At 44.5% G+C, this 14,068-nt stretch carries 5 protein-coding genes, 3 tRNA genes and 3 rRNA genes; 9 read left to right on the plus strand and 2 right to left on the minus strand.

Annotated elements, in window-relative coordinates; genetic code table 11:
- Nucleotides 1-334: 334 nt before the first annotated feature.
- The 6 genes from WAX86_RS01945 to WAX86_RS01970 all read left to right on the plus strand — a co-directional run bounded on the left by WAX86_RS01945 (nucleotide 335) and on the right by WAX86_RS01970 (nucleotide 5,678).
- Nucleotides 335-1,886, plus strand: a 16S ribosomal RNA gene (locus WAX86_RS01945).
- 71 nt (nucleotides 1,887-1,957) lie between these two features.
- Nucleotides 1,958-2,034: transfer RNA gene (locus tag WAX86_RS01950), tRNA-Ile, on the plus strand.
- Nucleotides 2,035-2,078: 44 nt separating this feature from the next.
- Nucleotides 2,079-2,154, plus strand: a tRNA-Ala gene (locus WAX86_RS01955).
- Between the two features lie 236 nt (nucleotides 2,155-2,390).
- Nucleotides 2,391-5,283 (plus strand): 23S ribosomal RNA (locus WAX86_RS01960).
- A gap of 160 nt (nucleotides 5,284-5,443) precedes the next feature.
- Nucleotides 5,444-5,559, plus strand: a 5S ribosomal RNA gene (gene rrf, locus WAX86_RS01965).
- Together the 16S, 23S and 5S rRNA genes with 3 tRNA genes alongside form the textbook arrangement of a ribosomal RNA operon.
- A gap of 42 nt (nucleotides 5,560-5,601) precedes the next feature.
- Nucleotides 5,602-5,678, plus strand: a tRNA-Asp gene (locus tag WAX86_RS01970).
- Nucleotides 5,679-6,358: 680 nt separating this feature from the next.
- Here the strand turns inward: WAX86_RS01970 and WAX86_RS01975 are convergent.
- Both WAX86_RS01975 and WAX86_RS01980 read right to left on the minus strand, forming a co-directional pair.
- Nucleotides 6,359-7,183, minus strand: a complete 825-nt coding sequence (locus tag WAX86_RS01975; RefSeq protein ID WP_341489025.1) for a TIGR03899 family protein — start codon at nucleotides 7,181-7,183, stop codon at nucleotides 6,359-6,361.
- A 106-nt stretch (nucleotides 7,184-7,289) separates the two neighbouring features.
- Complete coding sequence (locus WAX86_RS01980; protein WP_188008348.1) at nucleotides 7,290-7,844, minus strand: YtfJ family protein; 555 nt, start codon at nucleotides 7,842-7,844, stop codon at nucleotides 7,290-7,292.
- A 268-nt stretch (nucleotides 7,845-8,112) separates the two neighbouring features.
- On the opposite strand from WAX86_RS01980, the gene WAX86_RS01985 reads away from it, so the two are divergent.
- The 3 genes from WAX86_RS01985 to WAX86_RS01995 all read left to right on the plus strand — a co-directional run bounded on the left by WAX86_RS01985 (nucleotide 8,113) and on the right by WAX86_RS01995 (nucleotide 14,049).
- The gene (locus WAX86_RS01985; protein WP_036764477.1) at nucleotides 8,113-8,328 is read left to right on the plus strand and encodes a DUF1107 domain-containing protein; all 216 of its coding nucleotides are present in this window, start codon (nucleotides 8,113-8,115) and stop codon (nucleotides 8,326-8,328) included.
- Nucleotides 8,329-8,578: 250 nt separating this feature from the next.
- Nucleotides 8,579-10,300, plus strand: coding sequence for an autotransporter assembly complex family protein (locus tag WAX86_RS01990; RefSeq protein ID WP_341489026.1), 1,722 nt, complete (start codon nucleotides 8,579-8,581; stop codon nucleotides 10,298-10,300).
- A complete protein-coding gene (locus WAX86_RS01995; protein WP_341489027.1) occupies nucleotides 10,297-14,049 on the plus strand; it encodes a translocation/assembly module TamB domain-containing protein in 3,753 nt (1,250 codons plus the stop codon). The genes WAX86_RS01990 and WAX86_RS01995 overlap by 4 nt, the downstream gene beginning before the upstream one ends.
- The last annotated feature ends 19 nt before the right edge of the window (nucleotides 14,050-14,068 follow it).

Consider the following 14,068-nt stretch of genomic DNA (forward strand, 5'->3'; position numbering starts at 1 on the left):
TTGGAATGTGAGCGACGTCAATATAAGGTTTTTACTTTTTAATCACTTGGTGAAAAAGTTGAAAATTTTATCTTGACTGAATATCAGAAAAGCGTATTATACGCCACCTGACTTGCTGAAGCATAAAACGCTAAGGCATTGAATAGTCAACGTTCTTTAACAATTTGACCATGCAATCTGTGTGGGCACTCGTGAAATGATTTAGTCTAAAAGATTTAATCAATGAAACTGAGTGACCAAATTGATACTTCGGTATCAGCACAGTCAATTCATTCATCATTTATGATGAATTAACAGTATTCATTGAGCCGTATCGTTAGATACAACAAAACTTTAATTGAAGAGTTTGATCATGGCTCAGATTGAACGCTGGCGGCAGGCCTAACACATGCAAGTCGAGCGGCAGCGACTTAACTGAACCTTCGGGGAACGTTAAGGGCGGCGAGCGGCGGACGGGTGAGTAATGCCTGGGAATATGCCCTGATGTGGGGGATAACTATTGGAAACGATAGCTAATACCGCATAATCTCTTCGGAGCAAAGAGGGGGACCTTCGGGCCTCTCGCGTCAGGATTAGCCCAGGTGGGATTAGCTTGTTGGTGAGGTAATGGCTCACCAAGGCTACGATCCCTAGCTGGTCTGAGAGGATGATCAGCCACACTGGAACTGAGACACGGTCCAGACTCCTACGGGAGGCAGCAGTGGGGAATATTGCACAATGGGGGAAACCCTGATGCAGCCATGCCGCGTGTGTGAAGAAGGCCTTCGGGTTGTAAAGCACTTTCAGTAGGGAGGAAGGTAGTGCAGTTAACACCTGCATTATTTGACGTTACCTACAGAAGAAGCACCGGCTAACTCCGTGCCAGCAGCCGCGGTAATACGGAGGGTGCGAGCGTTAATCGGAATTACTGGGCGTAAAGCGCATGCAGGCGGCCTGTTAAGTCAGATGTGAAAGCCCGGGGCTTAACCTCGGAATTGCATTTGAAACTGGCAGGCTAGAGTCTTGTAGAGGGGGTAGAATTTCAGGTGTAGCGGTGAAATGCGTAGAGATCTGAAGGAATACCAGTGGCGAAGGCGGCCCCCTGGACAAAGACTGACGCTCAGATGCGAAAGCGTGGGGAGCAAACAGGATTAGATACCCTGGTAGTCCACGCCGTAAACGATGTCTACTTGGAGGTTGTGGCCTTGAGCCGTGGCTTTCGGAGCTAACGCGTTAAGTAGACCGCCTGGGGAGTACGGTCGCAAGATTAAAACTCAAATGAATTGACGGGGGCCCGCACAAGCGGTGGAGCATGTGGTTTAATTCGATGCAACGCGAAGAACCTTACCTACTCTTGACATCCAGAGAAGCTTGAAGAGATTCGAGTGTGCCTTCGGGAACTCTGAGACAGGTGCTGCATGGCTGTCGTCAGCTCGGTGTTGTGAAATGTTGGGTTAAGTCCCGCAACGAGCGCAACCCTTATCCTTGTTTGCCAGCACTTCGGGTGGGAACTCCAGGGAGACTGCCGGTGATAAACCGGAGGAAGGTGGGGACGACGTCAAGTCATCATGGCCCTTACGAGTAGGGCTACACACGTGCTACAATGGCATATACAGAGGGCAGCAAGACCGCGAGGTGGAGCGAATCCCAGAAAGTATGTCGTAGTCCGGATCGGAGTCTGCAACTCGACTCCGTGAAGTCGGAATCGCTAGTAATCGTGGATCAGAATGCCACGGTGAATACGTTCCCGGGCCTTGTACACACCGCCCGTCACACCATGGGAGTGGGCTGCACCAGAAGTAGATAGCTTAACCTTCGGGAGGGCGTTTACCACGGTGTGGTTCATGACTGGGGTGAAGTCGTAACAAGGTAGCCCTAGGGGAACCTGGGGCTGGATCACCTCCTTACAAAAAAGACTGCGTTTTACGCAGTGTCCACACAGATTGCTTGGTTAATAGTAAAGAACGCAAAAAGACTTGGGTCTGTAGCTCAGGTGGTTAGAGCGCACCCCTGATAAGGGTGAGGTCGGTGGTTCGAGTCCACTCAGACCCACCACTTTCTCTCCCAGAGAAAGTGATGGTTAAGTCTTTTGTTTCGATGGGGTTATAGCTCAGCTGGGAGAGCGCCTGCCTTGCACGCAGGAGGTCTGCGGTTCGATCCCGCATAGCTCCACCACTTCTTAAACACACTATCGAGTGTCTTTAAGAAGTGGTTCGAAAGAAACACAATGCTCTTTAACAATCTGGAAAGCTGACTAGTAAATTCAATCGAATGATTGATTTATTTTAAGTTTTTATCGAAAGATAAAAACGAGTTCTCAAAACAAACACATTCAAGTGTCTTGTGTAAGAGTCCGGCGAAAACATAAAAACCTTGGTTGTTGAGCCATACGAAACCTCTTGGGGTTGTATGGTTAAGTGACTAAGCGTACACGGTGGATGCCTGGGCAGTCAGAGGCGATGAAGGACGTACTAACTTGCGATAAGCGTAGATGAGGCAGTAAGAGCCACTTGAGTCTACGATTTCCGAATGGGGAAACCCAACTGCATAAGCAGTTATCTCAATGTGAATTCATAGCATTGTGAGGCGAACCGGGGGAACTGAAACATCTAAGTACCCCGAGGAAGAGAAATTAACCGAGATTCCGGCAGTAGCGGCGAGCGAAACCGGATTAGCCCTTAAGCTAATCTTGCGTTAGGTGAACATGCTGGAAAGCATGGCAATAAAGGGTGATAGCCCCGTAACCAACAGCGCATTATCAGTGAAATCGAGTAGGACGGGACACGTGTTATCCTGTCTGAATATGGGGGGACCATCCTCCAAGGCTAAATACTCCTGACTGACCGATAGTGAACCAGTACCGTGAGGGAAAGGCGAAAAGTACCCCTGTGAGGGGAGTGAAATAGAACCTGAAACCGTGTACGTACAAGCAGTAGGAGCAGGCCTAGTCCTGTGACTGCGTACCTTTTGTATAATGGGTCAGCGACTTAATTTTAGTAGCAAGGTTAACCATCTAGGGGAGCCGTAGGGAAACCGAGTCTTAACTGGGCGTCATAGTTGCTAGGATTAGACCCGAAACCGAGTGATCTAGCCATGGGCAGGTTGAAGATTGAGTAACATCAATTGGAGGACCGAACCGACTAATGTTGAAAAATTAGCGGATGACTTGTGGCTAGGGGTGAAAGGCCAATCAAACTCGGAGATAGCTGGTTCTCCCCGAAAGCTATTTAGGTAGCGCCTCGGACGAATACTACTGGGGGTAGAGCACTGTTAAGGCTAGGGGGTCATCCCGACTTACCAACCCTTTGCAAACTCCGAATACCAGTAAGTACTATCCGGGAGACACACGGCGGGTGCTAACGTCCGTCGTGAAGAGGGAAACAACCCAGACCGCCAGCTAAGGTCCCAAAGTTATAGCTAAGTGGGAAACGATGTGGGAAGGCTCAGACAGCCAGGATGTTGGCTTAGAAGCAGCCATCATTTAAAGAAAGCGTAATAGCTCACTGGTCGAGTCGGCCTGCGCGGAAGATTTAACGGGGCTAAGCTATACACCGAAGCTGCGGCAATGTGCTTTGCACATTGGGTAGGGGAGCGTTCTGTAAGCCGTTGAAGGTGTGTTGTAAAGCATGCTGGAGGTATCAGAAGTGCGAATGCTGACATGAGTAACGACAAAGGGAGTGAAAAACTCCCTCGCCGGAAGACCAAGGGTTCCTGTCCAACGTTAATCGGGGCAGGGTGAGTCGACCCCTAAGGCGAGGCCGAAAGGCGTAGTCGATGGGAAACGGGTTAATATTCCCGTACTTCTTACTATTGCGATGGGGGGACGGAGAAGGCTAGGTGAGCCTGGCGACGGTTGTCCAGGTCCAAGTACGTAGGTGGATGAATTAGGCAAATCCGGTTCATCATTAACACTGAGATACGATGTCGAGCTACTACGGTAGCGAAGTCATTGATGCCATGCTTCCGGGAAAAGCCTCTAAGCTTCAGATAGTAAGAAATCGTACCCCAAACCGACACAGGTGGTCGGGTAGAGAATACCAAGGCGCTTGAGAGAACTCGGGTGAAGGAACTAGGCAAAATGGTACCGTAACTTCGGGAGAAGGTACGCTCTTAATGGTGAAGTCCCTCGCGGATGGAGCTGTCGAGAGTCGCAGATACCAGGTGGCTGCAACTGTTTATTAAAAACACAGCACTGTGCAAAATCGAAAGATGACGTATACGGTGTGACGCCTGCCCGGTGCCGGAAGGTTAATTGATGGGGTTAGACGTAAGTCGAAGCTCTTGATCGAAGCCCCGGTAAACGGCGGCCGTAACTATAACGGTCCTAAGGTAGCGAAATTCCTTGTCGGGTAAGTTCCGACCTGCACGAATGGCGTAATGATGGCCACGCTGTCTCCACCCGAGACTCAGTGAAATTGAAATCGCTGTGAAGATGCAGCGTACCCGCGGCTAGACGGAAAGACCCCGTGAACCTTTACTACAGCTTGGCACTGAACATTGACCCTACATGTGTAGGATAGGTGGGAGACTTTGAAACGCAGACGCCAGTTTGCGTGGAGTCGTCCTTGAAATACCACCCTTGTAGTGTTGATGTTCTAACTTGGCCCCATCATCTGGGGTGAGGACAGTGCCTGGTGGGTAGTTTGACTGGGGCGGTCTCCTCCCAAAGAGTAACGGAGGAGCACGAAGGTGGGCTAATCACGGTCGGACATCGTGAGGTTAGTGCAATGGCATAAGCCCGCTTAACTGCGAGAATGACGGTTCGAGCAGGTGCGAAAGCAGGTCATAGTGATCCGGTGGTTCTGTATGGAAGGGCCATCGCTCAACGGATAAAAGGTACTCCGGGGATAACAGGCTGATACCGCCCAAGAGTTCATATCGACGGCGGTGTTTGGCACCTCGATGTCGGCTCATCACATCCTGGGGCTGAAGTCGGTCCCAAGGGTATGGCTGTTCGCCATTTAAAGTGGTACGCGAGCTGGGTTTAGAACGTCGTGAGACAGTTCGGTCCCTATCTGCCGTGGGCGTTGGATGATTGAGAGGGGCTGCTCCTAGTACGAGAGGACCGGAGTGGACGAACCTCTGGTGTTCGGGTTGTGTCGCCAGACGCATTGCCCGGTAGCTAAGTTCGGAATCGATAACCGCTGAAAGCATCTAAGCGGGAAGCGAGCCTCAAGATGAGTCATCCCTGATACTATAAGTATCCTAAAGGGTTGTTGGAGACTACGACGTAGATAGGCAGGGTGTGTAAGCGCTGTGAGGCGTTGAGCTAACCTGTACTAATTGCCCGTGAGGCTTAACCATACAACACCCAAGGGGTTTTATCGGACTCCACAAACACTTGAATGTAAGTTTGAGACCGCGAGAATCGAGTTATCGAGTATCGCGATAGTCAGTTTTTAAGATTGTAACGTTAGGAGTCTCGTATCGAGAAATCTCGACACTCGTAACGAAAAAGAATTTGCTTGGCGACCTTAGCGCTGTGGTCCCACCTGAATCCATGCCGAACTCAGAAGTGAAACGCAGCAGCGCCGATGGTAGTGTGGGGTCTCCCCATGTGAGAGTAGGACATCGCCAAGCGCCAAATTTAAACTATCGTACTGAACATACGGTAGTTTGAGTGGAGCGGTAGTTCAGTTGGTTAGAATACCGGCCTGTCACGCCGGGGGTCGCGGGTTCGAGTCCCGTCCGCTCCGCCACTTATTTAGAAAAGCCTGATTCGAAAGAGTCAGGCTTTTTTCGTTACATGCTTTATAAATAAAAGATAGATGGAAGTTGAGCGGTAGTTCAGTTGGTTTGCTTTTTGTTTAAGAGCAAGCCAGCCTGTCACGCAGGGGGGCGTGCTGATGTTCGGTATAGCAGTCCCGTCCGCTCCGCCACTTATTTAGGAAAAGCCTGATTCGAAAGAGTCAGGCTTTTTTTCGTTATATACTTTAGAAATAAAAGATAGATGGAAGTTGAGCGGTAGTTCAGTTGGTTTGCTTTTTGTTTAAGAGCAAGTTGGCCTGTCACGCCGAGGGGCGCGCTGATGTTCGGTATAGCAGTCCCGTCCGCTCCGCCACTTATTTAGAAAAGCCTGATTCAAAAGAATCAGGCTTTTTTCGTTACATGCTTGAGAAATAAAAATAGATAAAAGCTGACCAGTAGAACAGTTGGTTTGCTTTTTGTTTAAGAGCAAGCCGGCCTGTCACGTCGGGGGGCGCGCTGATGTTCGGTATAGCAGTCCCGTCCGCTCCGCCATTTGTTTAGAGAAAGCCCGAGTCCAAAGACTTGGGCTTTTCTACATTTGAGTAAAGTTTGTGTTTTATCTTATTCGTTTTCATACATAGCTAAGTCGGGTAATAAGTACCTGATTAAGATATGTTTACCTAGATGATTGTTATATGTGCTTATCGGATTCGATTTGAAAGTGTCGGCTTAAAGTATCAATAATATTTTTGCGGTAGCCTGAATTATCATGGTCTCCTAAAAGGTGTTCGAGCTCTTGTCCGATAATACTAAGTCGATAATAACTGAATGTACTTTTTGTTTTTAGACTCAATAATTGATAAGTATGCTGACCTTTCGATAATGTTAATGCACTATTTTTAGCAATGGCTTTAGTTGATAGTTCTGTTTTAAGTAATAACCCAGCTTCCATCAAAATCATTAACATAGATACTGTAAGTGTGTTGGGCAACAAATCAATTTCTAGATACTGGTTTGAAAAAAGTCTTTTGTTAGTGATTACTACTTGGCTTAACAGTTTACTGTTGTTGTCTTGCTTTCCTAGTTGCCAGCATATGTTGAGGGTTTTTTTAAATATAGCAAGCTCATAGTGAGTTAATTGCGCCAAGGTTTGTAATGCTTTTAGACTGATGGTATGAGGATTCAGAGTTTCTTGGATTAAAGCTTTTGCCCATACTTTTTGCATTTGCGGGCTATAAATATCTTGTGCTAGCTGTAAGTAATGATGCCACCAATCGATATCAAGTTCCCGTGAGTTTTCTTCACCGGCATAGCTGTGAGCAAGCTTTATTATTTGCTCTAAGTTATTTTGTTTACTTTGCGCTAGGTATCGTTCTCGATGCTCTAAACGTTCAATTAAAGACAGCTCAGAACTATTGATTAATTCAGCTATATAGTTTTGTTTCGCTAGGCGCTCGATACGTTGTTTACTTGAAATGAGAGACGAGGAAGTTCGAGCAAATGGTAAGTTATCCATATTTTAATTACTGTCAGCTTAGAGTAATGAACCGTTTGGGATCTTAATCTTTTGGCTAAAAAATCATAGAGGCAGCCAGATGATTTGGCTACCTCTGAGATCTTGGTTACAGATTTGCTTTAGTTAGCTCAATTACTTTAGTGACTTGTTGTGGTGATAATTTACCTTCTTGAGCAAATAATACTTTACCGGCTTTATCGATAACAATAATGGCTGAATTATCTTTTTCTAATTGCCAGCTTTGTTGTACTTTTCCTTTAGCATCTAGCACGAGAGATGACCAGGGGAATTCTTTTTTGCTATCTTCTGCTGATGATTTGACTAAGCTTCCCGTGCCCCAAATGGAATCATCTTGGTTAATAATGGTGATAGTTTGATACTTATCTGCTGGGAATTTAGCTTGGGTAATTGCACTGACTACAGAGGCATTCATCTCTTTAGCTGAGCTTCTTCCTGCAATAGCTTGAATAATGTGAACCTTTCCTGCAAGTTTTTGTGTGCTCCATGACTGATAATAAATATCGTCTTTTTTATTTAGGACGATTTCACCTTTATCTTGCACTTTTACTTGTGGAAGTGATTCACCCAATTTTAAATTGTGAGCACTTACAGAGCTTGAGAGTAAAGTTAAAAATAAAAGGGCTAGGGGCTTCTTGTTCATCATATTAATTTCCATATGTTTTTATATATCCAGTTGTTAAAAAATCACTGGGAGATAAATCGCTGTTATCTATAATTGCTTTTTGTTGACACTTTGACCAATTAATATTGATATAGTTTCGCAAATGAATAGTTAACATCTTAAGAATACTTGATTTTTTAGATTTAGAGAAAGTTGACTGGCAAGAAATTTGCTAGTTCTTTGATGAAGAGTCGAAACCAAGTCGCTCGTTGATTGTCTTAACCTTACATCAAGTCTGGAGGCAATAATGTTACGAATTTTTAAGCAATATAGGCCGATTCAAGTTGCTCGTCATGTGAAAAAATATTTCAGAGGTCGAGTTTTTATTTGGGGCGTAGGAGCTTTTGAATTTGATAAGGGGCGCTTACTTCCAGCGGAACACCATAATATACAGGCGCTAAATACGCTTTCTGAAGTGAACCGTCATATTGATGCGTTAGCTGTTGATTTGGCTCTTGTATAATTAAACGATCTTCTAGAGACTGCTCTCATTTATTTATTGTAGTTTCTCCCTATCTCTATAGTTGTTCTAATCTATATCTTTGTGGGTATGTATTATTTTGATAAATGTTGAATATGTGTGTTAGTGAGAGCTTGGTAGGCATATTCAAATTTTTTCAGCGCCAACTTATTGGCAGCGTAGTTGTACTTTGTCAAAATGCACAAGATCCTAAATAAAAATCCACCATTCCATAATAAGAAGCTCATTGGACATGAAAAAGTTTTTCAAGCCGCTTAGCTTGACTGCATTTGCTTTAGCTTTTTCTACCGCTGCTCATGCCTCTTCATCTTTGAAGATCAAAGGCCTAGACGGTAAGTTAGAAAGTAATGTTGAAGCATATCTGTCAGGTATTCCAAAGGAAGATTATAGTGCCACCTTACGTTTTCAAGAGCAGGTTGAAGATGAAGTAAAGCAAGCTCTTCAAGCTCTGGGTTATTACCAACCATCTATTGATTATCGAGCAAAGCCTGATGGTGATGAAATTGATATTACCATTACGGTTGATGCCGGAACTGCGACTCATATTGCGAAAAGTGATATTGAAATTACAGGTGCAGCAGCAAATGACCCTGACTTTCTTGCTTTGATCAGAAATAGTGGCCTAAGTATTGGCGATCAACTCAATCATGGCAATTACGAAGCATTTAAATCATCTCTATCAAGTTTAGCGTTGAAAAAAGGCTACTTTGATGCCGAGATGACGAAAAGTGTTATGGAAGTTGCTCCAAGTCGAGCAGAAGCTTTTATCATCATTCACTTTGATTCTGGTAAGCGTTACAACTTTGGTCAAACTCTTTTCCAAGGCAGCCAGATTGATCAAGATCGTTTAGATTCATTAATTCCATATCAAGAGAATGAGCCTTATCTTGCCTCTAAGTTAGGGTTGTTTAATGAACGACTATCTAGTGTAGGGTGGTTTTCATCGATCTTTGTTGGTGGTGATGTTAATGAGCGTAAAGGTGATGAAATCCCAATTCATGTAGCTCTGTCTCCTGCTGTTCGTAATAAGGTTGAAGTTGGTATGGGTTACTCTACCGATGTGGGATACAACTTTAAGCTGAACTGGAAAAAACCGTGGATCAACAGTAAAGGTCATAGCCTTACTGTTAAAAGTGAGTTCTCGAAAGTACAGCCTAAAATTGAGGCGGCTTATAAGATCCCGCTTGATGATGTTCTAAATAATTATTATCAAGTGATTGGTGGTATTCGTTATGTTGATAACCATGATACTCGTAGTACAGAGTACAGTGCTGGTTTAGAGCGTCATTGGAAACTAGAGTCTGGCTGGAAACGTGTCGCTTCTTTACGTTGGTTGTATGAAGACTATAAGCAAGGTGAATTTGAAAGTGGCGTTGCTCATATGCTTATTCCTGGTCTGACTTATTCAAGAACTCGAACTCGTGGTGGTGCGATGCCAACGTGGGGTGATCGTCAAATGTTCTCAGTTGAAGTGACCGATCCGGCACTGGGTTCTGATCATCGTCTCGCTCGTTTGCGTGGTCAAACAGCATGGATTCGCTCTCTTAGTGAGAATCAACGAGGCTTATTCCGGTTAGATGCTGGAGCGGTCTTTACTGATCATTTAGCAACCGTACCACCATCTATGCGCTTCTTTGCCGGTGGTGATAACAGTATTCGTGGTTACGGTTATGAATCAGTGGGTCCTCGCGACTCTGCGGGTAAGTTGCTTGGTGGCAAGTACATGGCAACATCATCACTTGAATATCAATACCGTGTCTATGGCGATTGGTGGGGAGCTATTTTCTACGACTATGGTTCGGCATGGAATGATAGACCTGATTGGGTGAGCGGTGCTGGTGTTGGCGTTCGTTGGGCATCTCCTGTTGGTCCTGTCACCCTTGATTTTGCCTGGGGTCTAGATAAAGAAAAAGATAAGTTCCAGCTCCACTTCTCATTAGGTCCTGAATTATGATCTGGGTAAAACGTATATCTCTTGCTGTGCTGGCAATATTGCTGGTTTTAGTAATAACGCTAGCAACCTTGCTGTTTACTCCTGCAGGGGTAAAAGTTGCGCTATGGGGGGCTCAAAAGGCACTGCCTGCGCTAAAGATTGAAAGTAGTGATGGCGGCTTCTTTGATGGCTTGATCTTGAATAATGTTCAATACGATGATGGGAACATGTCGTTATTGGCCAAAAAGATCTCATTGAATTTAGACGATGGCTGCCTGTTAACTCCCGAAATTTGTATTAAAGAGCTCGGAGTTGATGGGGTAACTTTTGCGATGCCTGAGTTACCTCCACCATCGACTGAACCTGAGCAACCTTCAGAGCCAGTCACTGAAATATCAATGCCTTTACCGATTCATATTGAAAATGTCCATCTTAATGACATTAAACTTGATATTTTGGGTAATAAGGTTGGATGGAAAAGTTTCACAACAGCAGCTGAATTGGCTGGTAGCAAGGTGACACTTAAACCAACAGATTGGCAAGATGTTGATTTAACACTAGCGCCAGCTAAGCCTCAAACAAAAAGTTCATCTAAAGCAAAGAGCAGTGCTCCAACTAAAGCTGAACCGATTGTATTGCCAGATGTTGTGTTGCCGATGTCGTTTGATGTTGAGCGATTTACCATTAAAAACTTTGAGCTACATGGTGAAACACCGCAGAAAGTGAGCTTGCTTGAACTGATAGCAAAAGCTGAAAAAAGTAATATTAATATCAGTAAACTGGAGTTAATTGCACCCCAAGCAAGTGTGAATGCAAATGCGGATGTGACATTAACAGGTGATTATCCCCTTGAGTTAGATGCCAATGCTAAAGTTGCCATGCAACCGCTCCAGGGGCATAAACTGAGCGTAAAAGCATCGGGTTCATTAGCGAAATTATCACTTGATGCCAATTTGAAAGGTAAGCTCGATGCGTTAGTGAAAGGTCAATTATCACCGTTGGATCCTAACTTACCGTTTGATGTCAAAGTATCGAGTAATCACATTCAGTGGCCTATTGATACGAAAGCAGAGTACAACGTTAATAAAACCAACATTAAGGCGAAAGGCAGCTTAAAAGGGTTCAGTTTCAGTGCCAAAACAGATGTTAATGGTACGACTATTCCTACGGTTAATGTGGACCTAAATGGTAAAGGCGATCTTAATCAGGTTGATTTAAGTGCTTTGACGATTAAAACGCTTGGTGGTGTTGTTTCTGGTAATGCGAAAGCCAGCTGGAAAAATACGGTAAAATGGCAAGGTGCAATCGCTCTTGACAGTATTCAACCAGGCAAACAGTGGCCAGAAGCTGATGGTAATATCAGTGGTAAGTTAGAGACATCTGGTGGGCTTACTGCTAAAGGTGGATGGTTTGCTAAATTACCACTATTAGATATTCACGGTAACATCATGAAACAACCGTTTACCTTAGCGGGCTCTGCAAATGCAGAAGATCTGTCAGGTAAAGGTGATCTTAATGTTGTTACTGATGGCTTAACCTTGAAACACGGTATTAATGGATTAACAGCAAAAGGCAGTTTAGGTAAAGACTGGAACATGATCGCACAAGTGAATGCGCCTGATCTTTCCCGTTCTCTTGCTGGATTACGTGGCCGAGTGATGGGTGATGTTAAGCTAACTGGCAAGATGGCAGAACCCAATGTGGTGATCGACCTAGAGGGTAATGGTTTAGGTTGGCAGAAGATGGCAAGCCTACAATCTTTTGCAATTAAAGGTCAGATTAAACCGATGCCTGAATTACAAGGTGATTTAAGCATTACTGCAGCAAATGGCAAATATGACACTATGTCGTTAAAAGACCTTAAGGTGCTATTTAATGGCAGTGAGAAGCAGCATACTCTAACGCTTAACCTTGATGCTGAGCCAGTAAGTGCCAACCTCGCTCTTGAAGGTCAATTAAATCGTGAGACAGGATGGCAGGGGATGCTATCTAAAGGCAATATCAAAACCCCTGTTGGTAATTGGGTACTCAATCATCCAACGCGTTTAGGTTATAACTTAAAAACAGCGATGGCGAATGTTGAAGCCCATTGTTGGCAACAAGGTCAAGCTAGTATTTGCCTAACTCAAAACCTAACCGCAGGTAAATCGGGTAAAGCAGATTTAGCAATTAAGAACATTAACTTTGAGATGTTGAAGCCATATCTTCCTGATGGTATCGAATTGAAAGGTGGTGTTGGAGCAACGGCATCGGCTTCTTGGGCTCCAAACCAAGCACCTGTGGTCAATGCTCAAGTGCTTTTACCTGAAGGTTCTGTTAATCAACGTTTTTCACCTGATGAGCGCCCATTAACCTTTGCTTGGGATAAAGTGACGCTTAATGCTGATATGAAAAATGATGTCTTAAATGCGAATTGGTTATTTGCAATAAAAGACAATGGTGATTTAAGTGGTCAAGCTCGTATTACTAATCTGCAAGGTAATCAGCAGATCAATGCACAAGTAAAACTCGATCGCTTTATGCTGGCCTTCTTAGAGCCTGTGATTAAGGACTATCATAAGTTTAATGGGGCAGTAAATGCTGATTTACGAGTGACGGGCCCTATTTTACACCCTGCAGTGAATGGTCAATTGAGCGTTGATAAATTACAAGCGACTGGACGTAAAGTTCCGCTTGATATTAAAGACGCTGAAATTACGATTGATTTTAATGGTTACAATGCCCAGCTCTCTGGTGATATTTTCACTCCAGACGGTAAGTTGTTATTGCGTGGTATGGGTGACTGGCAAAACATGGCAGCTTGGAAATCTGAGCTTCATGTAAAAGGTAGTGAACTTCAAGTGAGCGTACCTCCTATGGTTTCGTTGAAAGTCTCTCCTGAATTGAGTATTACCGCGAATCCTAAAGGCGCCGATATTACCGGCAATGTGGAAATTCCTTGGGGTCGTATTCGAGTCAATCAATTGCCTAAGTCTGCGGTATCTGTTTCTAAAGATCAGGTGTTATTAAATAACGATCTGAAACCGGTGAAAGAGCAAGTATCTACACCATTTGATATTCGTACCAATGTGATGGTGAAGATTGGCGATGATATGAAGCTTAAAGCCTTTGGTTTAAATGCAGGTCTTACGGGTGATCTAAATGTTCGCCAAGAAGGTAAAGGGCCGATGATTTACGGTGAGATCAATATCACTGATGGTTCGTTCTATCGTGCTCTTGGTCAAGAACTGCAAATCCGTAAAGGTCAGATTATCTTTAACGGACCCGCTGATCAGCCATATCTTGCTTTTGAAGCGATTCGAGATCCTGACAATATTGAAGATGATGTGATTGCTGGTGTGCGTGTAACTGGTTCAGCAGATGCACCTAAGGTTGAGATTTTCTCAGATCCTGCGATGCCACAGCAAAATGCTTTATCGTACATCTTAACTGGTCGTAATTTAGATAGCGAAGATGCTGATAACGGTAATGCGATGACAACTGCGCTGATCGGTATGGGCCTTGCTCAAAGTGGCCAGTTAGTTGGTGACATTGGCGAAGCTGTTGGGGTAAAAGACCTTAGTTTATCAACGGCAGGTTCTGGCGACGATTCTCAGGTTCAAATCAGTGGTTATATCGCACCTGGTTTACAGGTTAAATATGGTGTTGGTATCTTTAACTCAATCGGTGAATTTACCGTGCGCTATCGTCTAATGAAGGACCTTTATGTTGAGGCCGTTTCTGGGCTTGATAGTGCAGTAGATTTACTGTACCAATTTGAATTTAACTAAGCTGAACTAAGCAGTAAAA

The organism is Photobacterium damselae subsp. damselae (assembly GCF_038086725.1).
In the GTDB taxonomy this organism is placed as follows: domain Bacteria; phylum Pseudomonadota; class Gammaproteobacteria; order Enterobacterales; family Vibrionaceae; genus Photobacterium; species Photobacterium damselae.

Coding starts and splice junctions, on each gene's coding strand:
- WAX86_RS01980 (WP_188008348.1), bottom strand. CDS start 7,844: ATGAACAAGAAGCCCCTAGCCCTTTTATTTTTAACTTTACTCTCAAGC.
- WAX86_RS01975 (WP_341489025.1), bottom strand. CDS start 7,183: ATGGATAACTTACCATTTGCTCGAACTTCCTCGTCTCTCATTTCAAGT.
- WAX86_RS01990 (WP_341489026.1), top strand. CDS start 8,579: ATGAAAAAGTTTTTCAAGCCGCTTAGCTTGACTGCATTTGCTTTAGCT.
- WAX86_RS01985 (WP_036764477.1), top strand. CDS start 8,113: ATGTTACGAATTTTTAAGCAATATAGGCCGATTCAAGTTGCTCGTCAT.
- WAX86_RS01995 (WP_341489027.1), top strand. CDS start 10,297: ATGATCTGGGTAAAACGTATATCTCTTGCTGTGCTGGCAATATTGCTG.